18 protein-coding genes are annotated in these 20,842 nt (G+C 69.2%); 7 read left to right on the top strand and 11 right to left on the bottom strand.

What is annotated here, in order from left to right; translation table 11 throughout:
• Positions 1-216 precede the first annotated feature (216 nt).
• On the top strand, positions 217-1,575 hold the full coding sequence (locus ACOCMH_RS02760) for a hypothetical protein (RefSeq protein WP_427307652.1): 1,359 nt from the start codon (positions 217-219) through the stop codon (positions 1,573-1,575).
• A gap of 394 nt (positions 1,576-1,969) precedes the next feature.
• On the opposite strand, the gene ACOCMH_RS02755 is transcribed toward ACOCMH_RS02760, so the two are convergent.
• The 4 genes from ACOCMH_RS02755 to ACOCMH_RS02740 form a co-directional block, all read right to left on the bottom strand.
• The gene (locus ACOCMH_RS02755) at positions 1,970-2,281 is read right to left on the bottom strand and encodes a DUF6587 family protein (protein ID WP_427307651.1); all 312 of its coding nucleotides are present in this window, start codon (positions 2,279-2,281) and stop codon (positions 1,970-1,972) included.
• Positions 2,282-2,295: 14 nt separating this feature from the next.
• Positions 2,296-4,152, bottom strand: a complete 1,857-nt coding sequence (gene feoB / locus ACOCMH_RS02750) for a ferrous iron transport protein B (RefSeq protein WP_427307650.1) — start codon at positions 4,150-4,152, stop codon at positions 2,296-2,298.
• 13 nt (positions 4,153-4,165) lie between these two features.
• A complete protein-coding gene (locus ACOCMH_RS02745) occupies positions 4,166-4,477 on the bottom strand; it encodes a FeoA family protein (protein ID WP_427308335.1) in 312 nt (103 codons plus the stop codon).
• Positions 4,478-4,769: 292 nt separating this feature from the next.
• Entirely contained in the window at positions 4,770-5,705 is a 936-nt protein-coding gene (locus ACOCMH_RS02740) for a LysR substrate-binding domain-containing protein (RefSeq protein WP_427307648.1), read from the bottom strand.
• A gap of 121 nt (positions 5,706-5,826) precedes the next feature.
• Between ACOCMH_RS02740 and ACOCMH_RS02735 the strand changes: the two genes are divergently transcribed.
• The 3 genes from ACOCMH_RS02735 to ACOCMH_RS02725 all read left to right on the top strand — a co-directional run bounded on the left by ACOCMH_RS02735 (position 5,827) and on the right by ACOCMH_RS02725 (position 9,826).
• A complete protein-coding gene (locus ACOCMH_RS02735) occupies positions 5,827-7,626 on the top strand; it encodes an acyl-CoA dehydrogenase family protein (protein ID WP_427307647.1) in 1,800 nt (599 codons plus the stop codon).
• Positions 7,627-7,707: 81 nt separating this feature from the next.
• Positions 7,708-8,682, top strand: a complete 975-nt coding sequence (locus ACOCMH_RS02730; protein ID WP_427307645.1) for a Bug family tripartite tricarboxylate transporter substrate binding protein — start codon at positions 7,708-7,710, stop codon at positions 8,680-8,682.
• Between the two features lie 22 nt (positions 8,683-8,704).
• A complete protein-coding gene (locus tag ACOCMH_RS02725; RefSeq protein WP_427307644.1) occupies positions 8,705-9,826 on the top strand; it encodes a CaiB/BaiF CoA transferase family protein in 1,122 nt (373 codons plus the stop codon).
• 174 nt (positions 9,827-10,000) lie between these two features.
• Here ACOCMH_RS02725 and ACOCMH_RS02720 read toward each other — a convergent pair whose 3' ends face one another.
• The 4 genes from ACOCMH_RS02720 to ACOCMH_RS02705 all read right to left on the bottom strand — a co-directional run bounded on the left by ACOCMH_RS02720 (position 10,001) and on the right by ACOCMH_RS02705 (position 14,891).
• Positions 10,001-11,713, bottom strand: coding sequence for a lactate permease LctP family transporter (locus tag ACOCMH_RS02720; RefSeq protein ID WP_427307643.1), 1,713 nt, complete (start codon positions 11,711-11,713; stop codon positions 10,001-10,003).
• A gap of 255 nt (positions 11,714-11,968) precedes the next feature.
• Positions 11,969-13,414: a LutB/LldF family L-lactate oxidation iron-sulfur protein gene (locus ACOCMH_RS02715; protein WP_427307642.1), complete on the bottom strand. Its 1,446-nt coding sequence runs from the start codon at positions 13,412-13,414 to the stop codon at positions 11,969-11,971.
• The gene (locus ACOCMH_RS02710; RefSeq protein WP_427307641.1) at positions 13,411-14,112 is read right to left on the bottom strand and encodes a LutC/YkgG family protein; all 702 of its coding nucleotides are present in this window, start codon (positions 14,110-14,112) and stop codon (positions 13,411-13,413) included. The genes ACOCMH_RS02715 and ACOCMH_RS02710 overlap by 4 nt, the downstream gene beginning before the upstream one ends.
• Positions 14,109-14,891, bottom strand: a complete 783-nt coding sequence (locus ACOCMH_RS02705; protein ID WP_427307640.1) for a (Fe-S)-binding protein — start codon at positions 14,889-14,891, stop codon at positions 14,109-14,111. The genes ACOCMH_RS02710 and ACOCMH_RS02705 overlap by 4 nt, the downstream gene beginning before the upstream one ends.
• Positions 14,892-15,017: 126 nt before the next feature.
• Between ACOCMH_RS02705 and ACOCMH_RS02700 the strand changes: the two genes are divergently transcribed.
• Entirely contained in the window at positions 15,018-15,737 is a 720-nt protein-coding gene (locus tag ACOCMH_RS02700) for a FadR/GntR family transcriptional regulator (RefSeq protein WP_427307639.1), read from the top strand.
• 58 nt (positions 15,738-15,795) lie between these two features.
• On the opposite strand, the gene ACOCMH_RS02695 is transcribed toward ACOCMH_RS02700, so the two are convergent.
• Positions 15,796-16,833 (bottom strand): AI-2E family transporter, encoded by a 1,038-nt coding sequence (locus tag ACOCMH_RS02695; protein WP_427307638.1) that lies wholly within the window; start codon positions 16,831-16,833, stop codon positions 15,796-15,798.
• A gap of 222 nt (positions 16,834-17,055) precedes the next feature.
• Between ACOCMH_RS02695 and ACOCMH_RS02690 the strand changes: the two genes are divergently transcribed.
• The gene (locus tag ACOCMH_RS02690; RefSeq protein ID WP_427307637.1) at positions 17,056-18,438 is read left to right on the top strand and encodes an ethanolamine ammonia-lyase subunit EutB; all 1,383 of its coding nucleotides are present in this window, start codon (positions 17,056-17,058) and stop codon (positions 18,436-18,438) included.
• A gap of 10 nt (positions 18,439-18,448) precedes the next feature.
• A complete protein-coding gene (gene eutC / locus ACOCMH_RS02685) occupies positions 18,449-19,240 on the top strand; it encodes an ethanolamine ammonia-lyase subunit EutC (RefSeq protein ID WP_427307635.1) in 792 nt (263 codons plus the stop codon).
• A 75-nt stretch (positions 19,241-19,315) separates the two neighbouring features.
• On the opposite strand, the gene ACOCMH_RS02680 is transcribed toward eutC, so the two are convergent.
• Positions 19,316-19,789: an aminoacyl-tRNA deacylase gene (locus ACOCMH_RS02680; RefSeq protein ID WP_427307634.1), complete on the bottom strand. Its 474-nt coding sequence runs from the start codon at positions 19,787-19,789 to the stop codon at positions 19,316-19,318.
• An 84-nt stretch (positions 19,790-19,873) separates the two neighbouring features.
• Positions 19,874-20,797, bottom strand: a complete 924-nt coding sequence (locus tag ACOCMH_RS02675; protein WP_427307633.1) for a LysR family transcriptional regulator — start codon at positions 20,795-20,797, stop codon at positions 19,874-19,876.
• Positions 20,798-20,842: the final 45 nt, after the last annotated feature.

Raw genomic sequence — 20,842 nt, 5'->3', positions numbered from 1 at the left:
GCGGCAGCAACGGATTGCGCCAAACGGTTGAGCCCCCTGCGGCCGCTGGCGCGTGGCGGCCTGGCGTTCCGTCGCCCGCAAGGCGAGGCTCTGCCCTGAATGGATGAATCGCTGCGGGGTTCTGTGCGCTGCACCTCAGTCCTCTGGCTGGTATTGCGTGCGCCGCTTTGTGCCTAGGCTGGTAGCGCGGGAAAAAACACGACTGGGGGAAACATCATGAGACTGAGAAGGTGGGCATCCTGGCTGGCGGGCCCGGCCGCGGCCTTGTTGCTGGCGGCATGCGGCGGTGGCGGTGGCAGCGGCACGCCGGCCGCGCCGGCATCGGGCCGCACGACCACGCCGCTGACCTATACGGCGAAGATGAGCGTGACCTCCGGCGAGGTGGGGGTTGGCCGCACGCTGACCATCAGCGCTCTGGCCGTGGACAGCAACGGCGTCGACGTATCGGGCAACACCACGTTTGAGTGGGTCAGCACCGACAGCGCCGTCGCCACCGTGCAGCCAAGCGCCGGCACGCCGGGCAGCGCCGTGGTCAAGGGCGTTGCCCCCGGCACCACCACCGTGCAGGTGGTTGCAACGGTGCGGGGCACCGACAACACCACGGTGCAGCTGCCCGCGCAAGCGGCCACCATCACCGTGGTGCCGGCGTCGGCCCTGAGCTACACGCTGTCGATGCCCGCCACCAGCCTGTCGATGCGCGATGGCCAGGAACTGCCGGTCAAAGTGGCGCTGCTCGACAGCAACGGCAGCGATGTGTCGGCCAGCGTTGCCAACTGGGCCTGGTCCAGCAGCGGCACCGCGGTCCAGGTCGCGGCCAGCCAGAACAGCGCCACGCTGAAGGCCAGCAACGGCTCGCCCACGACCGCGGCCACGGCCAGTGTCTCGGTCTCGGTGACCGCGCCGGACGGACATGCCCTCGCCGGCGTCATCGCCGTGACGGTGCAGAAGAACGGCGCCGCGGCCTATCGCGTGGTGACCACCCAGGGCGGGCGCGAAGTCAATGCGCTGCAGGTGTTCAGCAACCGTCCGGAGACCTTCAGCGCGCGCGTGCTGCGCCACGACGGCCAGGACGTGACCGCGGACTTCGACGGCAGCTGGAGCTACACGGAGACCTCGGCCACGCTGTCCGCCTTGGAAGCCGCGGGTACGCATGACGCCACGGTGCGTACCAGCCTGGCGGGAGACACCGGTCCGGTCCAGGGCAGCCTGACCGTGACCGCGGTCAGCAGCAAGCTGGGCGAGCGCCGCAGCGCCACCCTGACGGTGACGGAGAACCCGCTGTGGGCACTGGTGGGCGATAACCAAGAGCCGATGACGCTGCTGCTGATGGCGCCCATGCCGATCGAGGTGACCGCACGCATGAAGCACCTGGGCGAGGATGCGCAGTTCACCGCGTGCAAGGACTGGGCATGGTCCAGCACCGGGCCGGTGTCGCTGAGCCCGAGCATGCTGATGCTGCCCAACCAGGTACGCGCCAGCGGCACCGGACCCGGGGACTTCACCATCACCGCGACCTGCACCGCGGTCGCCGACAATACGCCGCTGAAGCTGGTCGTCTTCGGTACGGTCAGGTAAACGCCGGTATCCCGCAGCTGGCAAGACGCCCTCCGCATGGAGGGCGTTTTGCTTTATGGGGCAAATGGCAGGCTGTCGGTTTGCTCCCCGCTCGCTTGCGGAAGAGGGAGTACACAAGCGGCATGGATGATGGGTAGAAAGGTAAATCGTACCCATTTCTGCGTGCCAGCTTTCGACACTTCCCGGCCTGCACACCAAGCAAGCCCACGCAAAGCGTACCCAATTCTGCGCGCCGGGACGCAAGGCTTTCCAGGGCCCGACTGACCAGCGCACGGCCCGCGTCGCAGGGCCCACAGACACGCGCAGACGAGCGCAAACCGCTGCTTCGGCACCGGCCGAAAGCAGCGGGCGTACCCGTTTCTGCGTGGATCTCTGGAGAAGGAAAGCGCGTCGTTCAGCGCTTGCGCACGAAGCGCACCACCTGCTCGGCAGGCTTGTCCGGGCTGGCCGATGTGCTGGTATTGGCGCCGCAGGTATTGCAGCCGCCGTCGTCGCAGCCGCTGGCGCAGCCCGCGGCGGCCTGCGGGGCCAGCCAGCGTGCCAGGCGGCCGCGCCAGCCTGCGGCGGCGGGACCGCCCAGGCGCGCCGCCAGCGCCGCCTTGACGCGCTCGCGCGTGCGCGGCGCATAGCGCGCCACCACCGACACCGCGCATGCCAGCACGATCAGCGGCACCAGCAGGGTTTCAATGGCGTGGTAGAAGGTCATGGCGGCGGCTGGCCTCAGCTGAACATCAGCGCGACGCGGTAGGTCACGAATGCGGCCAGGTAGGCCAGCCCGGTCAGGTAGGCGGCCGACAGCGCCATCACCTTCCAGGAGTTGGTTTCGCGCCGGATCACCGCCAGCGTGGAGATGCACTGCGGCGCGAACACGTACCACGCCAGCAGCGACAGCGCGGTGGCCAGTGACCACTGCGCCGCGATCATCGGCGCCAGCTGCGTCGCCACGGTCTCTTCGCTGCCCGACAGCGCGTAGACGGTGGCCAGCGCGCCCACGGCGACTTCGCGTGCGGCCAGCCCCGGCACCAGCGCAATGCAGATCTGCCAGTTGAAGCCCACCGGCGCAAACACCTTCTGCAGCGCATGGCCGATCATGCCGGCAAAGCTGTAGTCGATGGCCGGCGCGGTCGCGCCCGCGGGGGCGGACGGAAAGGTCGACAGGAACCACAGCAGCACCGTCAGCGCCAGGATCACCTTGCCCACGCGCGACAGGAAGGTGCGGGCACGTTCCCACAGGCCGATGGCCACGTCGCGCGGGTTGGGGATACGGTACGAAGGCAGCTCCATCAGCAGCGGATGGTCGGTGCGGTCGCGGCGCAGGAACTTGAGCGCATAGGCCACCACCAGCGCGCTGACGATGCCGGCCACGTACAGCGCAAACAGCACCAGGCCCTGCAGGTTGAACAGGCCCATCACGGTGCGCTCGGGGATGAAGGCGCCGATCAGCAGCGCATAGACCGGCAGCCGTGCCGAGCAGGTCATCAGCGGCGCCACCAGGATGGTGGTGAGCCGGTCGCGCGGGTCCTGGATGGTGCGCGTGGCCATGATGCCCGGAATGGCGCAGGCAAAGCTGGACAGCAGCGGAATGAACGAGCGCCCCGACAGGCCCGCGCCGATCATCAGGCGGTCGAGCAGGAAGGCCGCGCGCGGCAGGTAGCCAGATTCTTCCAGCGTCAGGATGAAAAGAAACAGGATCAGGATCTGCGGCAGGAACACCACCACGCTGCCCAGCCCCGCGACCAGGCCGTCGACCAGCAGGCTCTTGAGCATGCCGTCGGGCAGCCAGGCGCCCAGCATCTCGCCGGCCCAGTGCACGCCGCCCTCGATGCCGTCCATCAATGGCTCGGCCCACGAAAACACCGCCTGGAACATCAGGAACAGCAGCACCGCCAGCAACAGCAGGCCGAACACCGGGTGCAGCACGATGCGGTCGATGCGGTCGTCCAGCGCGGCGGTGCGCGCCGGCATGCTCACCGCGGCGGACAGCAGGCGGTTGACTTCGGCATGCACGTCGACATCGCTGGCGAACTCCGATGCGGTCGGGGGGGCGGGCGGCAGCGTGGCGTCGAGCAGGCTCACCAGCGCCGCGGCGCCGTCGCGCCGGACCGCCACGGTGCTGACCACCGGCACGCCCAGCGCGGCCGCCAGCTTGTCGCGGTCGATCTCGATGCCGCGCCGCGCGGCGGCGTCGCTCATATTGAGCACCACCACCATCGGCAGCCCCAGCTGCCGCAGTTCCAGCACGAAGCGCAGGTGCAGGCGCAGGTTCGTGGCGTCGACCACCGACACCAGCAGGTCCGGACGCGCTTCGCCGGGGCGCTGGCCCAGGCAGACATCGCGCGTGATGGCCTCATCGAGGCTGGCCGCATGCAGGCTGTAGGCGCCGGGCAGGTCCAGGATGCGTACCTGGCGTCCGGCCGGCGACACGAAATAGCCTTCCTTGCGCTCCACGGTGACGCCGGCGTAGTTGGCCACCTTCTGGCGGCTGCCGGTCAGGCGGTTGAACAGTGCGGTCTTGCCGCAATTGGGATTGCCGACCAGCGCAATGCGCAGGGCAGAAGGGGAAGCAGCTGCAGACATAATCCGGGAAGGCTCAGGCAGTCCGTTGGGCGGACGGTGGGGCAGTCTCGTCGCCCTGCGCGGCGGGGGCGAGGCGGGTGACCGAGGCGCTGGCGACTTCGACGCCGATGCGCGCCGCCTCCGAGCGGCGCAGCGCGAAGCGCGTGAAGCCCACCTGCGCCACCAGCGGATCCATGCCGAACGGCCCGTAGGCGATGATCTGCACGGCTTCGCCGGGAACGAAGCCCAGTTCGCGCAGGCGGCGCGCGACCGGATCCCCGGGGGTGGCGTCGTCCACCGATTGCACTACGGCGGGCGTGCGCCGTGGAAGTTCAGACAACCGCATCATGCTTCCAGTCCGTGGCGCGGCCTGCCGCCAAGCGGTCCGTGCGACCGCGCCGGGGTATGTAAATGAAAATCGTTTTCATTGTATCGCAAATGGGGCTTTGCGTTGCCCCTCAAACGGCGGGCACGCCAGCCTTGCCGCGCCGGGCACGGCAGGAGGCGAATGATAACCGCTTAGCGGCGCAGGCTTGCGCTTCGGTGGCACCGCTCAATTACTGCATTTGCGTTATTGGATGCCGTAAGCCAGCGGCGTTAAGCTCACGGCACGCTGAACACCCCGTTCCACGCGTACTTCACAAGCCATCGGTCCCTGGACCGGTGGCTTTTTCTTTATGGCCGCGCTTCGGGCCTGCCGCCTTCGCCGCCACCATGGCGACAAAATGGTCGCGCGCCGGATGGTCCGGCGCGACGTTCCACGCACAGTAGACCTCCGAGCGCACCGTCGCGTCCGCCAGCGGCCGGAACGCGGCACCGGCCATGCCGGAACGCGCCAGCGCCGCCGGCACCACCGCCACCCCCATCCCCTGCGACACCAGCGACACCACCGACAACCAGTGCCGCACCTCATGCCGGATCTGCGGATAGAAGCCTTGCGCGGCGCACATGTCGAAGATCCGGCTGTAGTAGTCGGGCGAGGCCTTGCGCGAGAACAGCACGAACGGCTCGCCGCGCAATGCCGCCAGCGGCAGTTCGGCCAGCTTGGCCAGTGCATGGTCGGCGGGCAGGCAGCAGACAAAGGGCTCGGTATGCACCAGCGTCGCCTGCAGCGTGTCAGGCACCCGGCCGGTGTGGATGAAGGCGGCGTCGAGTTCGTCGTGCAGCAGCGCGTCGATCTGCTCCTGCGAGTTCAGCTCGGTCAGCGCCACCTGGATGCCGGGGTAGGCGGCCTGGAACTCGCGCAGCGTCTGCGGCAGCCCCCGGTACAGCATCGAGCCGACAAAGCCCACGCGCAGGCGCCCGACCGCGCCGGCTTCGATGTCGCGCGCCAGCACCCGCGCGGCCTCGGCCTGCGCCAGCAGGGCCGTGGCCGATTCGCGAAAGGCCCGTCCGGCCGCGGTCAGCCGCACGCCGCGGCTGTCGCGGTCGAACAGCCGCGCCCCGACCGAGGCCTCGAGCTGCTGGATATTGAGCGACAGCGGCGGCTGCGAGATGGCCAGCCGGCGCGCGGCGCGGCCGAAGTGCAGTTCCTCGGCCAGCACGAGGAAGTAACGCAGGTGGCGGAATTCCATGGCGATACAGAAATTATATGGATCAAGCCAATTTTAGAATTAGACGCAAATCCTTGGGGTTTGAATAATGGAGGCCAAAGGGGCCGCAAGCCGGCACCCACCCCATACCAGGAGACCAGCCATGCCATCCAGCGCCGTGCGCGACATCCCCCAGCAAGCCCAGGCCGCGCCCGTGGCGGCCGCCGCCCATCCGGTGCCCGACCGCCAGGGTGGCAGCCTGTTCGCCGCCGACCCGGACCTGCGCGCGCTGCTGCCGCTGTACCTGCCGCCCGACCTGTTCAAGCACCTGTTGCCGTACCTCGAGCGCATGGGCGCGCTGGCCGGCGGCGTGCTTGACGAACTGGCCGGCGTGGCCGACCGCAACCCGCCCGAGCTCACTTACCGCACCCGCGCCGGCGTGGACGCGCAGCGCATCGACAAGCACCCGGCCTATGTCGAGATGGAGCGCGTGGCCTTTGCCGAATTCGGCCTCGCCGCGGCCTCGCACCGCGGCGGCGTGCTGGGCTGGGACAAGCCCATGCCGCCGGCGGCCAAGTACGCGCTCACGTATCTGTTCGTGCAGGCCGAGTTCGGCCTGTGCTGCCCGCTGTCAATGACCGATTCGCTGACGCGCACGCTGCGCAAGTTCGGCGACCCGGCGCTGGTCGAGCGCTTCCTGCCCAGCCTGACCACGCAGGTGTTCGACGACCTGTACCAGGGCGCGATGTTCATGACCGAGCAGGGCGCCGGCTCCGACGTGGCCGCCACCGCCACGCGCGCGGTGCGCGATGCCTCGGCCGAGGGCGGCTGGCGCCTGCTGGGCGACAAGTGGTTCTGCTCCAACCCCGATGCCGCGCTGGCGATGGTGCTGGCGCGGGTGGAGGACGAGGCCGGCAACGCCGTGCCCGGCCACAAGGGCGTGTCGCTGTTCCTGCTGCCGCGCAAGCTGGCCGACGGCAGCGCCAACCACTACCGCATCATCCGCCTGAAGGACAAGCTGGGCACGCGCTCGATGGCCAGTGGTGAAATCCGGCTGGAGGGCGCGCACGCTTACCTGGTGGGCGAACCCGGCCGCGGCTTCGTGCAGATGGCCGACATGATCAACAACTCGCGCCTGTCCAACGGCGTGCGCGCGGCCGGGCTGATGCGCCGCGCGCTGACCGAAGGGCTGTTCATCGCGCGCGAGCGCCAGGTCTTCGGCAAGCGCCTGCAGGACATGCCGCTGATGCGCCGCCAGCTGCTCAAGCTGACGCTGCCCACCGAGCAGGCGCGCACCATGGTGTTCCAGACCGCCGAGGCGCTGCGCCGCGCCGATGCCGGCGAGCCCGACGCCTACCCGCTGATGCGCATCCTGACGCCGCTGATCAAGTTCCGCGCGTGCCGCGACGCACGCAAGGTCACCGGCGACGCCATGGAGATTCGCGGCGGCTGCGGCTATATCGAGGAATGGAGCGACCCGCGCCTGCTGCGCGACGCGCACCTCGGCTCGATCTGGGAAGGCACCAGCAATATCGTCGCGCTCGACGTGCTGCGCGCGGTGCGGCGCGAAGGCGCGCTGCCGGTGTTGCAGGCGCACCTGGCCGCGTTGCTGGCCGATACGCCGATGCACGCCGGTGCCCGCGCCGTGTTCGAGCGCGCCATCGCCGCCGCGGCGACGCTGGCCGGCCAGGCCGCCGAGGCTGGTGCCGACGGCGAGCTGCTGGCGCGCCAGGCCGCCTCGGCGCTGTACCACGTCACCAGTGCGGTGGCGATGGCCTGGGAAGCCGGGCGCATCGGCTCGGTGCGCCGCATGCGGCTGGCGCAGCTGGTGCTGCGCCACCGCGTGCTGCCGCAGGACCCGCTGGCCGCGCAGCCCGAGCCCGAGTGGCTGGCCGAGACCGTCGCGCCGGCTGACGGCACGGTGCGTGGCGCCGGCGCGGTCGACCAGGTCAACGTGTTCTGACCGGATCCACGTCCGGCACCAATCCCCCGCAACACCATCCCGCCACCGGCGGGAGACGTCCTATACCCAGGAGACAACGCCATGAAACTCTGGCACCGCGTCGCGGCCCTCGCCGCCTGCTCGCTGTTTATCGCCCCCGCCTTCGCGCAGAAGGACTTCCCGTCCAAGCCGATCATGATGGTCGTCACTTACCCGCCGGGCGGCCCCACCGATGCCATGGCGCGCACGCTGGCCGCCGCGCTCAAGACCAGCCTGGGCCAGCCGGTGGTGGTGGAAAACCGCGCCGGCGCCGGCGGCAATATCGGCGCCGAGGTGGTGGCGCGCGCCGAGCCCGACGGCTACACGCTGATGTTCGGCACCTCGGCGCCGCTGGCGATCAATGTCAGCCTGTACCGCAAGATCAACTACGACCCGGTCAAGAGCTTCGCGCCGGTGATCCAGATCGGCCAGCTGCCCAACGTGCTGGTGGTCAATCAGTCGGTGCCGGCGAAGAACGTCAATGAGCTGATTGCCTATGGCAAGGCGCACCCGGGCAAGCTGACCTATGCCTCCTCCGGCAACGGCGCCTCGTCGCACCTGGCCGGGGTGCTGTTCAACAACGTCACCGGCACCGATTTCCAGCACATCCCGTACAAGGGTACCGGCCCCGCGCTGAACGACCTGCTGGGCGGCCAGGTCAGCATGACCTTTACCGACGTGCTGACCGCGATGCCCTTCATCAAGAGCGGCAAGGTGCGCGCGCTGGGCGTCACCACCAAGGCGCGCTCGCAGGCGCTGCCTGACGTGCCGACAGTGGCGGAGCAGGGCGTGCCGGGCTTCGACGTGTCGGTGTTCTTCGGCGTGGTCGCACCCGCCGGCACGCCGCCCGAAGTGATCGGCAAGCTCAACCGCGCCTTTGCCGATGCCCTGAAGCAGCCCGAGGTGCGCAAGACCCTGCAGGCCCAGGGCCTGGAATTCGCGCCGTCGACCACGCCCGAGCAGCTGGGCGGCTTCGTCAAGGCCGAGGTCGGCAAGTGGCGCGCCGTGGTGCAGAAGTCCGGCGCCCAGCTTGACTGACATCGCACAGGGGATCGCAGCCATGAACCAAGCCAGTCCCGGCGCGCTCGCCGGCATCCGCGTAGTCGACCTGTCGCGCATCCTGGGCGGCCCGTATTGCGGCCAGATCCTGGGCGACCACGGCGCCGACGTGCTCAAGATCGAGCCGCCGCAGGGCGACGACACGCGTACCTGGGGGCCGCCGTTCAAGGACGGCGTCGCGTCCTACTACTTCGGCCTGAACCGCAACAAGCGCGTGATGCGGCTGGACCTGGCCGCCGAGCCGGACCGCGAGGTGCTGCTGGCGCTGCTGGCCGAGGCCGACGTGCTGGTCGAGAACTTCAAGACCGGCACGCTCGAGAAGTGGGGGCTGGGTTATGACGTGCTGTCGGAGCGCTTCCCGCGGCTGGTCCATTGCCGCGTCTCCGGCTTCGGCGCCGACGGCCCGCTGGGCGGCCTGCCCGGTTACGATGCCGCGATCCAGGCCATGTCCGGCATCATGAGCATCAACGGCGAGGCCGATCGCGATCCGCTGCGCGTGGGTTTGCCAGTGGTGGACATGGTGACCGGCCTGAACGCCGTGATCGGCGTGCTGCTGGCGCTGCAGGAGCGCGCGCGCAGCGGGCGCGGGCAGTTTGTCGAGGCGGCGCTCTATGACTCCGGCCTGTCGCTGCTGCATCCGCATGCAGCCAACTGGTTCATGAGCGGCAAGACGCCGCAGCGCACCGGCAACGCGCACCCGAACATCTACCCGTACGACACGGTGGCGACTGCCACGGACCCGATCTTCCTGGCCGTGGGCAACGACCGGCAGTTCCGCATCCTGTGCGAGCACCTGCGGCTGCCTGCGCTGGCCGATGACGAGCGCTATGCCACGGCGGGCGCGCGCTCGGTGAACCGCGTGGCGCTGAAGGCGGAACTGGAAGCCAGGCTGTCCGAGTTCGATGGCAAGGTGCTGGCCGACGAGCTGGTGGCCGCAGGCGTGCCCTGCGCGCCGGTGCTGTCCGTGGCCGATGCCTTGCAGCATCCGCATACGCGGCACCGCGGGATGGTGGTGGAGATGGAAGGGGGATACCAGGGGCTGGGCGCGCCGGTGAAACTGAGCCGCACGCCGGCGACGTACCGATATGCGCCGCTCACTGAAGGGGACGAGTTCCTCGAATAGCGACGTGGCCGGTTAGTACCGCGGTTTGCTCCCCTCTCCCGCTTGCGGGAGAGGGGCAGGGGTGAGGGCAGGCGCAGGCATACCACCGGCTGGACTTCGTGAAGACTCCCGCCCTCACCCCAACCCTCTCCCGCAAGCGGGAGAGGGAGCATCCAATGGGTCACGCAAAGTTCATCACCCCGGAATCATCCCCGGCAACAGGTAGGCCTGCACCACCGTGATGATGCCGATGATCACCGCGAACAGCAGGCTGTGCTTCACGGTAAACCGGAACAGCTCCGATTCCTTGCCCACCAGCCCGGTCGCCGCGCAGGCCACCGCGATCGACTGCGGCGAGATCATCTTGGCGGTGACGCCGCCGGTGGTGTTGGCGGCCACCATCAGCGTATCGGACACGCCGATCTGGTGCGCCGTGGTGTTCTGCAGCGCGCAGAACAAGGCGTTGGACGAGGTATCGGACCCGGTCAGGAACACCCCCAGCCAGCCCAGGAACGGCGAGAAGAACGGGAACGCCGCGCCGGTTCCGGCCAGCAGCAGCGCCAGCGTCGACGACATGCCGGAGTAGTTGGCGACAAAGGCGAACGCCAGCACCAGGCCGATTGACAGCACCGGGCGCGCCAGTTCCACCAGCGTTTCACCGAAGGTGGCCAGCAGGTCGCGCGGCTTCATGCGCAGCAGCACGGCGGAGATCAGCGCGGTCAGCAGGATGGCGGTGCCGACCGCGGAGAGGAGGTCGAGCTTCAGCACCGCGTCGTAGGCCTTGGGCGTGGCCACGATCGGCGCGGCCTTGATCACCAGCTGGTCCAGCCCGGGGACTTTGAACTTCAGCACCGTACCGGCGAGCGCGCCGTTGGCGGCGAACAGCGCCTTGAACGGCTGCAGGCTCCACACCGTGACGATGGCGGTCAGGATGCCGAACGGCGCCCACGCGCGCAGCGTCTGCGCCACGGTATAGGGCGATGCCTGGCGGCTCGCCAGCGCGCCGCCGAAGCCCCCGCCAAAGCCTGCCAGCGCGACGGTGCCGCCGCTCACGCCGCCACCCGCGCTGCCGCCGGCACGTTGCGATGCGCTGCGCGGCTGCCACACCTTCAGGAACGTCGCCAGCGATACCAGGCTTACCAGTGCCGAGGTGATGTCCGGCAGCTCGGGTCCGATATGGTTCGAGGTGAAGTACTGGGTCACTGCGAAGCTGCCGCCGCACACCAGCGCCGCCGGCCAGGTCTCGCGCACGCCCTTGGCCCCGTCCATCATGAACACCAGCCAGAACGGCACCAGCAGCGACAGCAGCGGCAGCTGGCGCCCGGCCATGGCGCCGATATGGAACGGGTCGATGCCGGTCACCTGCCCGGCCACGATGATGGGAATGCCCATCGCGCCGAACGCCACCGGCGCGGTATTGGCGATCAGGCACAGGCCTGCCGCGTACAGCGGATTGAAGCCCAGCCCCACCAGCAGCGCCGCGGTGATCGCCACCGGCGCGCCGAAGCCCGCCGCGCCTTCCAGGAAGGCGCCGAAGGCAAAGCCGATCAGCAGCATCTGCAGGCGCTGGTCGTCGGTGATCGACAGCACCGAGGCGCGGATCACGTCGAACTGGCCGGTCTTGACCACGATCTTGTAGAGGAACACCGCGGTCACGATGATCCACGCAATCGGCCACAGCCCGTAGGCAAAGCCGAAGCCGGCCGCGGCCAGTGCCTGCTGCGCGGGCATGCCGTAGGCGAAGATCGCCACGGCCAGCGCCAGCAGCAGCGTCACCGCCGCGGCGACATGGCCCTTCATGCGCCAGACCGCGAGCGCGATGAAGAAGAACAGGATCGGAATGGCTGCCGCCAGCGCGGACAGCCACAGGCTGCCTAGCGGTGTGTAGAGTTGGGTCCAGGGTTGCACGGTTTAGTCTCCTGCTTGGGTGGTGTTTCGGAAAATCGTTGTTTTGTTGGTTGGGGGCTGCGGGCGCATCCGCGTCCGCTGGTTTGCTCCCCTCTCCCGCGAGCGGGAGAGGGGCAGGGGGTGAGGGCAGGCCGTTGTTATGCGACTGCGCTTCACTTCGTCGACGCGCCTGCCCTCAGCCCGGCCCTCTCCCGCAGGCGGGAGAGGGAGAACACCAGTGGTATCGGGATAGCTCAACGATGCTGAGCGGCCTTCCTACTCCGGCTGCCCCTTGTCCTTTAGCAAATCCGCCAGGCTCTTCGCCGCCGGCCGCAGCGGCGTGCGGTGCTGGGTCCAGCCCATCTGCCGCGCCGGCGTCAGCGCGCGCAGCCGCGTCGCGGCCCAGCGGAACAGCCGGTACACGGCCGGGTGCGAATACGCGCCGCTCCAGAAGCGCCACACCAGGTGCTCGCTGCGGCTGTACTTCGCGCCCTGGCCGCGCAGCGGATGGGCGACCGGCTCGGCGGGATCGCGGTTGGCCTCGGTGCGCAGGCGCACCAGCAGTTGCGGGATCGGGATGCGCACCGGGCAGACTTCGCCGCAGGCGCCGCACAGGCTCGACGCGGTGGCCAGGTCGGCGGTGGCGTCCAGCCCCAGCAGGTGTGGCGAGATGATCTTGCCGATCGGACCCGGGTAGGTGGTGCCATAGGCATGGCCGCCGATGCGGGTGTAGACCGGGCAGTGGTTCATGCACGCACCGCAGCGGATGCATTGCAGCGTGGCGCGCAGCTGCGCGTCGGCATAGGCCTGCGTGCGGCCGTTGTCGAGCAGCACCAGGTGGACTTCGCGGGGGCCGTCGCGCTCGCCCGCGCGGCGCGGGCCCGAGATCAGGTTGAAATACGTGGTGATGGCCTGGCCGGTGGCCGAGCGCGTCAGCAGCGTCGACAGCGGCACAATGTGCTCGAGCCTGGCCACCACTTTCTCCATGCCCATGATGGCGATATGCACGTCGGGCACGGTGGTCGACAGCCTGCCGTTGCCCTCGTTCTCGACCAGCCACAGCGTGCCGGTGTCGGCGGCGGCGAAATTCACGCCGGACAGGCCGATGTCCGCCTCGACAAAGGCCTGCCGCAGCGCGCGGCGCCCGGTCTGGATCAGCGCGTCGACGTCCTCGGTGTAGGGCGTGTCGGGGATATGCGCCGTGAACAGCTGCGCGATATCGCCCTTGGTCTTGTGGATCGCCGGCATCACGATATGCGATGGCTTCTCGCCGGCCAGCTGGACGATGTATTCGCCCATGTCCGACTCGATGCAGTCAACGCCGCGTTCGGCCAGGTAATGGTTCAGCTCGATCTCCTCGCTGGCCATCGACTTGCCCTTGATCACGCGCGTTGCCCCCCGGGCGCTGGCGATGCCGTGGATGATCGCGTTGGCCTCGGCGGCGGTCTCGGCCCAGTGCACCTGCACGCCGGCCGCGGTGAGCTTGTCTTCAAGCTGCACCAGCAGGTCCGGCAGGTTGGCCAGCGCGTGCTGGCGCACGGCTTCGCCGAGGTCGCGCAGGCGCTCCAGTTCATCGGCGTCGGGGAACTGCGCCAGGCGCTTGCCCTGCAGGAAGTCCATCGCGCCGCGGAAGCTCTGACGCAGCTTGGGATCGTCCAGTGCCTCGCGGGCGCGCGCCTTGAAGTCTTGTGGCGCAACGAATTGCAGGGTCTGCTGGCTCATTGCCCGGCCTCCGCGGTGTCGGTCTCGATTACGACCCACAGCCGGCGCGGACCATGCGCGCCGTAGGCCAGGGTCTGCTGGATATCGGAGGTCTTGGACGGACCCGAGATCAGCACCAGGTTGGTCGGCATGCCGTCGGCCCAGCGCTCGATGCGCGCGGCCATGTGCAGGTCGTCATGCAGTGTCGAGGCGCGCACCAGCGCGACATGCAGCGGCGGCACCAGCGACACCGTGCGCGGCGAGCCCGCGTCGGGCGCCAGCACCAGCGTGCCGGTGGCGGCGATGCCGGAGCGCGCCACGGTAAAGCCGGCATCGACGGTGTCGAACAGTTCCGCCTTCCACGCTTCGAGCGGGCGGTCGTAGCCGATGGCTGCTATCCCGGCCGGCAGTGCGGCAGCCAGCGTGGCGCCGGCCGGGCTGGCCGGATCGAGCAGCAGGCGCTTTACGCCAGCCTCGGCCAGTGCCGTGGCAATCAACGCGGGCCACGCGGTCGCGCCGGCGCACCAGACTTCGGCATGCAGGCCTTCCAGCGCGGCCTGCATCGCGGCGACGCGCTCGCCGGTGGTCGGCGTGCCCGCGCGACGCGCGGCGAAATGATCGTCGATGCGGTGGTCCAGCTCAGTGGTTTGCGGGGACGGCGCGGGTGCGGCGGCGCGCAGCCGGCCAAGCATGCGTTCGCGGGCGCCGGGCGTGCTCATGCGGCACCTCCGGTACGGCGCCACAGGAAGCTGGCCAGGTGCTCTACCTGCAGCGGCGCGTGGTCGTGCGCGGCGGTATGGCCGATGTTGAGCAGGCAGCCGCAGTCGGCCGAAACCAGCCGGTCGCAGCCGGTGGCGCAGGCCGCGGCCACCTTGTCGCGCACCATGGCGCCGGAGATGTCGGGATGCTTGAGCGAAAAGGTGCCGCCGAACCCGCAGCATTCGGACTCGCGCTGATGCTCGACGCGGGTCACGCCGGGCAGCGCATCGACCAGGGCCACGCCGTGCTGGCGCGTACCCATTTCGCGGCGGGCGCCGCACGAGGTATGCAGCACGATGCGTTCCGGCGCCTGGGCCGACGCTGCGGCATCGCCGAAATCCACCTTCAGCACGTGCAGCAGGAACTCGCCCAGTTCATAAACGCGCCCGGCGAGTTCACGGGCCTGGGGGCCGGCCACCGGATCGTCGACAAACAGCTGGGGCCAGTGGTGGCGCATCATGCCTGCGCACGAACCGGACGGCACGATCACCGGCCACGGCTGGCGGAACAGTTCAAGCTGGGCGCGCGCCACCGCACGGGCCGCGTCGGGGTTGCCGCTGCTGTAGGCGGGCTGGCCGCAGCAGCTCTGCCCGCGCGGAAAATGCACGGTCAGGCCTTCGCGCTCGAGCAGCCGCACGGCATCGAGGCCAGCCTGGGGCACGAACAGGTCGACCAGGCAGGTGGCAAACAGGTAGGCCTGCGTGGGGGCAGGGCCGCTGGGGTACTGACGATCCTTCATGTCTCGCTCCGCACGTGCTGGGTCGCACGTTTGGGCGCATAATTCCCGCTTCCGCGCGGCGGTACAAATTGGTTGGACCAATTCTCCGGGGCCGTCGCGCACAGGATCAGGACGAGGACATACGGCATGACGGCAGCCAGGCACGGGCACACCCGCGGACGCGTGGAGTCGGTGATGCGGCGCATGGAAACCGCGCTGCTCGACGGCACCTGGCCGCCCGGCACGCGGCTGCCGGCCGAGCGCGTGCTGGCCGAGGAATACGCGGTGGCGCGCAACACCGTGCGCGAGGCCATCCAGCGCCTGGCTGCGCGCGGCCTGCTGCAGAGCCGGCGCGGCGCCGGCGTTTATGCCACCGACCAGCTGCGCGCGGGCATTGCGTCGCCCTGGGGCCAGCTGGTGGCGGACCATCCCGCGCTGCGTGAAGACATCCTGGAATTCCGCCGCGTGCTGGAAGGCGCCACGGCCTATTTTGCCGCGCTGCGCGCGAATCCCGCGGACGTCAAGCGCATCCGCGCGCTGATGGCCGAGCTGGAGCGCGCACGCGCCGCCGACGACAAGCAGGCCGAGGCCGATGCCGATGCGCAACTGCATGACGCCATCGCGCAGGCCTCGCACAACACCATGTTCCTGCACCTGCATACCAGCGTGATCGGCATGCTGCGCGAGCACATCACCATCAACGGCACCGGCCTGCGCGAACAGGATGACGGGGCGTCGGACCTGCTGTTGCTGCAGCACCGCACGCTGTGCGATGCGATCTGCGCGCGCCGCCCCGAAGAGGCGCGCACCGCCATGCAGACCCATATCGACTTCGTGCGCAGCCGGGTGGAGCAGGACGGGGACTGAGCCCGGGGCGCTGGCCGGAAATTGGTCCTACCATGGGCCGGGGTGCCGGCCGCGGCATTCAGACCAGCCCGGCGCCGGCCAGCTCGCGCTTCAGGTACGCATAGAAGATCGGCCCGGCGATCACGCCCGGGATGCCGAACAAGGTTTCCATCAGCAGCATCACCATCAGCAGCTCCCACGCCGCTGCCTGGATGCGCGCGCCGATGATGCGCGCGTTCAGGAAGTACTCCAGCTTGTGGATCACCACCAGGAACACCATCGACGCCACCGCGATCGGCAGCGACACCGACAGCGAAGCCACCACGATGGCCATGTTCGAGATCAGGTTGCCCAGCACCGGCAGCAGTCCTGCCACGAACGTGATCACCACCAGGGTCTTGCTCAGCGGCAGGTGTACCCCGAACAGCGGCAGCACCAGCAGCAGGTAGACCGCGGTCAGCACGGTGTTGATGGTGGAAATCTGGATCTGTGCAAAGATGAACTGCGAGAACGCCAGCTGCAGCGTGCGCGCGCGCGCCACCAGCGCGGCCGCCAGCGGGCGCCGGTTGGGGCGCGCCACCGCGCGGTACAGCGCCACCATCGCGCCGATCACCAGCCCGATCAGGATATGCACCAGCGTGCGCAGGACTTCAGCGCCCAGCTTCTGTGCCATCGCGGCATGCTCGCGCAGGGTGTCGATCAGTGTGTTGGCCAGTTCGTCGACGCCGTTGGGCAGCGCGTCGCTGAGCCAGGGCGGCAGCTGCCCGCGCGAGCGGTCGATGATGTCGGCCACGTGGTTGAGCAGGCCGTCCAGGGTGTTGCCCTCGCCGCTGACGAAGCGCACCAGCAGCCAGCCCGCCAGCGTCAGCCCCAGCAGGATCAGCGCCGACAGGATCGCCACGGCGAGCGCGTCGTGGCGCTGGTTGAGCCGCCTCAGGCGCGGCGCCAGCACGTCCACCAGCGAATACAGCAGCAGCCCGGACAGCAGCGCCGCGACCAGGTTGGCATGCAGCACGGTCCACAGCGCCAGCGCGGTCAGCAGGTAGGCGACGGTGCCGACGCTGTACCACGCCGCCGGCGGCAGGCGCGGGGTGGCGGTCGGTTCGGGGTCTTTCATCGGTGTCTCCGGCATGCAATTTGCTGAAAAGAATTCTGGATTCTCGCCGATCCAGATGTAATGGCTGCGTCAGTCGGCTGCGTCAGTCGCATGTGCCGCCGCCACGTGATGTCGATGTTGGCATATCGGCACACGCAAAGGGTGTCTATATTAGGGGGAATCGGGCTCGGCCAGTCGTGCGCCGCGCTGTCTCCGTTGTCGCAAAGCCAGGGAACGCAACGCATGGCCTACACCCATACCATCGGCAGCCACCGCCACGTCTTTGCCGATCTTCGCACGCTGCTGGCCCGGGCCAGCCCGGCGCGCTCCGGCGACGCGCTGGCGGGCCTCGCCGCGCAAAGCGAACAGGAGCGGATGGCGGCAAGGCTGGCGCTGGCCGAGGTGCCGCTGACGCGCTTCCTCAACGAGGCGCTGGTGCCCTATGAGGACGACGAAGTCACGCGCCTGATCCACGACCGCCACGACGCCGCGGCCTTCGCCGCGATCGGCGCCACCACCGTGGGCGACCTGCGCAACTGGCTGCTGCGGCATGACACCGACAGCGCGCTGCTGGCGCGGGTGGCGCCTGGCATCACCCCGGAAATGGCGGCGGCGGTCAGCAAGCTGATGCGCAACCAGGACCTGGTCGCGGTGGCGCGCAAATGCCAGGTGGTCACGCGCTTTCGCAGCACGGTGGGGCTGCCGGGCCGGCTGGCGGTGCGGCTGCAGCCCAACCACCCGACCGACGACCCCAAGGGCATCGCCGCGTCGATCATCGACGGCCTGCTCTACGGCTGCGGCGATGCCACCATCGGCGTCAACCCGGCCTCGGACCACCTCGGCACGATCGTCTCGCTGCTGCGCATGATCGATGAGCTGCGCAGCCGCTTCGACATCCCCACGCAGTCCTGCGTGCTGACCCATGTCACCAATACGCTGCGCGCGATCGGGCAGGGCGCGCCGGTGGACCTGGTGTTCCAGTCGGTGGCCGGCAGCGAGCGCGCCAATGCGGCCTTCGGCATCAGCCTGGCGCTGCTGGCCGAGGCGCACGACGCCGCGCAGGCGCTGGCGCGCGGCACCGTGGGCGACAACGTGATGTATTTCGAGACCGGGCAGGGCAGCGCGCTGTCGGCCGACGCGCACCACGGCGTCGACCAGCAGACCATGGAGGCGCGTGCCTATGCGGTGGCGCGCGCGTTCTCGCCGCTGCTGGTCAATACCGTGGTGGGCTTTATCGGGCCGGAGTACCTGTACGACGGCAAGCAGATCATCCGCGCCGGGCTGGAAGACCACTTCTGCGGCAAGCTGATGGGCGTGCCGATGGGCTGCGACGTCTGCTACACCAACCACGCCGAGGCCGACCAGGATGACATGGATACGCTGCTGACGCTGTTCGGCGTGGCCGGGATCAACTTCATCATGGGCGTGCCGGGCGCCGACGACATCATGCTGAACTACCAGAGCACCTCGTTCCATGATGCGCTGTACCTGCGCGAAGTGCTGGGGCTGCGGCCGGCGCCGGAGTTCGAGGCGTGGCTGCAGCGCATGGGCATGGCCGATGCCGCTGGCCGGCTGCTGGAGCCGGCGGCGCGCCAGCCGCTGCTGCAGATGGCCCACACCCTGTGAGGCGCGAGCGATGACGGCCAGACGCCAGACGCCCGCCAGCCCGGACACCGCCGCGGACGAAGCCGACCCGTGGCAACGGCTGCGCCGGTTCACGCGCGCGCGCATCGCGCTGGGCCGCACCGGCCACAGCCAGCCCACCGATGCCGTGCTGGCGTTCGGCCTGGCCCACGCGCAGGCGCGCGACGCGGTGCACCTGGCGCTGGAGGTGGGCACCATCACCGCGGTGCTGGAGGCTGCAGGGCTGCCGCACGCCACCGTGCACAGCGCGGCGCCGGACCGCGAGCATTACCTGCGCCGCCCTGACCTGGGCCGGCGCCTGGACCAGGCCAGCCGTGCGCAGCTGGACGCGGCACGGCCGCAGCAGGCGCCCGATGTGGTGTTCGTGATCGCCGATGGCCTGTCAGCGCTGGCGACGCAGCGCCATGCGCTGCCGCTGCTCGAGGCGGCGCGGCAACGCCTGCCGCACGGCTGGCAGGTCGGTCCCGTGGTGGTGGCCGAGCAGTCGCGCGTGGCGCTGGGCGACGAAATCGGCGAGCGGCTGGGCGCGCGCCAGGTGGTGATGCTGATCGGCGAGCGGCCCGGGCTGAGTTCGCCCGACAGCCTTGGCATCTACCTGACCTATGCGCCGCGCCTGGGCCGCACCGATGCCGAGCGCAACTGCATCTCCAATGTGCGCCCGGAAGGGCTGCCGTATGCGCAGGCGGCCGACCGGCTGGTGTTCCTGCTGCGCGGCGCCGCGGCGCTGGGGCGCTCCGGCGTGGACCTGAAGGACGACAGCGCGCCGGCGTTGCCCGCCGGCTGAGCTTTAATCGCCGGAAAACGCAAAACGGCCACCGCGCAGGCGGCAAGCCCGCGTGGTGGCCGTTGCCGCGACCGCTTACATCATGCGGCGCGAGAACTGCCCATGCCCCGCATCCGACATCAGCTGCGCGAACTGGTCGCCGCTCATGTGCACCAGCTCCTGGTGGTCGCCGCCCTCGAAATAGACTTCGGGCTGCTGCATCAGGGTGTCGTCGACATAAGTCTGCATGCCGTATGCCATCGCCACCGGAGGAATTGCGCCGAGATCGCAGTCCTTGAAGATCTCGCGGATCTCGTCCTCGTGCGCCAGCACCAGGTTGCGCCCGGTCTGTTCGCAGATGGCGGCCATCTGCAGGTGATGGCTCGAAGGGATCACAGCGGCGACGTAGCCGCGGTCATCCTCCAGCAACAGGGTCTTGGCCAGCCGGTCCCCGGGCACGTGCGCGGCCTCTGCCGTGGCCATGCTGCTCAGGGTGTAGGGATGGCGGATGATGTCGTAGTGGGTGTTCTTGCTGCTCAGGCAGTTTGCGAGCGTGCTGGCCAGGGCCATGGTTGCTCCTTGGTTCCGGATGCGCCGACGGTTATCCTTGTGCTCCTACTATAGTGCGCCGGCACCATGCCTGAAGGCCCGCGGCTAACGGTGCAGCCGCGGCCACACCGCCTGGAGTTCGGTCTTCAGGAAGTTCAGCAGGTAGCGCGTGGCCAAGGTCTGGTAGCGGTTGGGCAGGGTCAGCATGTAAAGCTTGCTGCCAAACACGCTGATGCGGTAGTCGGACAGCAGCGGCAGCAACGCGCCACTGTCGAGTTCCGCGCCGATGGCATAGATCGGGAAGATGCCGACGCCCAGGCCGGCCAGCACCGCCTCTTTCAGGAAGGCAAAATTCTCCGAGCTGAGCGTGGGCTCGAGCACCACCTGTTCGCGGACCTCGTCGCCGCTGCCGCCTTCGCGCGAACCCGATGCCTTGAGCTTCTGCCCCACCGGCGACGCGCACACGATGGCATGGGCCTGCAGCCCCGACAGCGCCTGCGGTGCCGGGTGTCCGGCGAGGTACCCCGGCGACGCGCACACGATCCAGTCGACGGCACCGATCTCGGTGGCCACCACCGAATCCGGCGGCGTGGAAATGATGCGCAGGGCCACTTCAACGTCCTCGGACACCAGGTTGTGCACGCGGTTGTCGAAGACCACGTCGAGCGTGATGTCCGGGTAGCGCTGCTTGAACCGCACCAGCAGCGGCGACAGCAGCGAATGGCCTAGCCCGGTAGGCACCGACAGCCGCACATGGCCTTGCAGGCTCTTTCCCATGTTGCTGATCAGCGCATTGGCGGCGGCGACCTCGCCCAGGATATTGCGGCCGTGCTCGTACAGCCCGGCGCCCACCGGGGTCGGCTCGACATGGCGCGTGGTCCGGCGCAGCAGCTGCACGCCCAGCTCTTCCTCCAGCGCCTTGAGCCGGTAGCTGACGTTGGCGCGCGTCATCTTGAGCTTGCGCGCGGCCGCGCTCAGGTTACCGGCGTCGACGATGTCGACGAACAGGCGCAGGGCGTTGAGATCCATGGCTCGGAAAAAAGATAAGGGGCCGGCGCGCCGCGTGGCGGCTGC

The sequence above is a fragment of the Cupriavidus sp. H39 genome, assembly GCF_050271075.1.
In the GTDB taxonomy this organism is placed as follows: Bacteria; Pseudomonadota; Gammaproteobacteria; order Burkholderiales; family Burkholderiaceae; genus Cupriavidus; species Cupriavidus necator_B.
This window is presented reverse-complemented; position numbering and strand designations above follow the sequence as displayed.

Excerpts from the sequence above, each read along its gene's own strand:
- ACOCMH_RS02760 (WP_427307652.1), top strand. The coding sequence starts at position 217 with ATGAGACTGAGAAGGTGGGCATCCTGGCTGGCGGGCCCGGCCGCGGCC.
- ACOCMH_RS02755 (WP_427307651.1), bottom strand. The coding sequence starts at position 2,281 with ATGACCTTCTACCACGCCATTGAAACCCTGCTGGTGCCGCTGATCGTG.
- feoB (WP_427307650.1), bottom strand. The coding sequence starts at position 4,152 with ATGTCTGCAGCTGCTTCCCCTTCTGCCCTGCGCATTGCGCTGGTCGGC.
- ACOCMH_RS02745 (WP_427308335.1), bottom strand. The coding sequence starts at position 4,477 with ATGCGGTTGTCTGAACTTCCACGGCGCACGCCCGCCGTAGTGCAATCG.
- ACOCMH_RS02740 (WP_427307648.1), bottom strand. The coding sequence starts at position 5,705 with ATGGAATTCCGCCACCTGCGTTACTTCCTCGTGCTGGCCGAGGAACTG.
- ACOCMH_RS02735 (WP_427307647.1), top strand. The coding sequence starts at position 5,827 with ATGCCATCCAGCGCCGTGCGCGACATCCCCCAGCAAGCCCAGGCCGCG.
- ACOCMH_RS02730 (WP_427307645.1), top strand. The coding sequence starts at position 7,708 with ATGAAACTCTGGCACCGCGTCGCGGCCCTCGCCGCCTGCTCGCTGTTT.
- ACOCMH_RS02725 (WP_427307644.1), top strand. The coding sequence starts at position 8,705 with ATGAACCAAGCCAGTCCCGGCGCGCTCGCCGGCATCCGCGTAGTCGAC.
- ACOCMH_RS02715 (WP_427307642.1), bottom strand. The coding sequence starts at position 13,414 with ATGAGCCAGCAGACCCTGCAATTCGTTGCGCCACAAGACTTCAAGGCG.
- ACOCMH_RS02710 (WP_427307641.1), bottom strand. The coding sequence starts at position 14,112 with ATGAGCACGCCCGGCGCCCGCGAACGCATGCTTGGCCGGCTGCGCGCC.
- ACOCMH_RS02705 (WP_427307640.1), bottom strand. The coding sequence starts at position 14,891 with ATGAAGGATCGTCAGTACCCCAGCGGCCCTGCCCCCACGCAGGCCTAC.
- ACOCMH_RS02700 (WP_427307639.1), top strand. The coding sequence starts at position 15,018 with ATGACGGCAGCCAGGCACGGGCACACCCGCGGACGCGTGGAGTCGGTG.
- ACOCMH_RS02695 (WP_427307638.1), bottom strand. The coding sequence starts at position 16,833 with ATGAAAGACCCCGAACCGACCGCCACCCCGCGCCTGCCGCCGGCGGCG.
- ACOCMH_RS02690 (WP_427307637.1), top strand. The coding sequence starts at position 17,056 with ATGGCCTACACCCATACCATCGGCAGCCACCGCCACGTCTTTGCCGAT.
- eutC (WP_427307635.1), top strand. The coding sequence starts at position 18,449 with ATGACGGCCAGACGCCAGACGCCCGCCAGCCCGGACACCGCCGCGGAC.
- ACOCMH_RS02680 (WP_427307634.1), bottom strand. The coding sequence starts at position 19,789 with ATGGCCCTGGCCAGCACGCTCGCAAACTGCCTGAGCAGCAAGAACACC.
- ACOCMH_RS02675 (WP_427307633.1), bottom strand. The coding sequence starts at position 20,797 with ATGGATCTCAACGCCCTGCGCCTGTTCGTCGACATCGTCGACGCCGGT.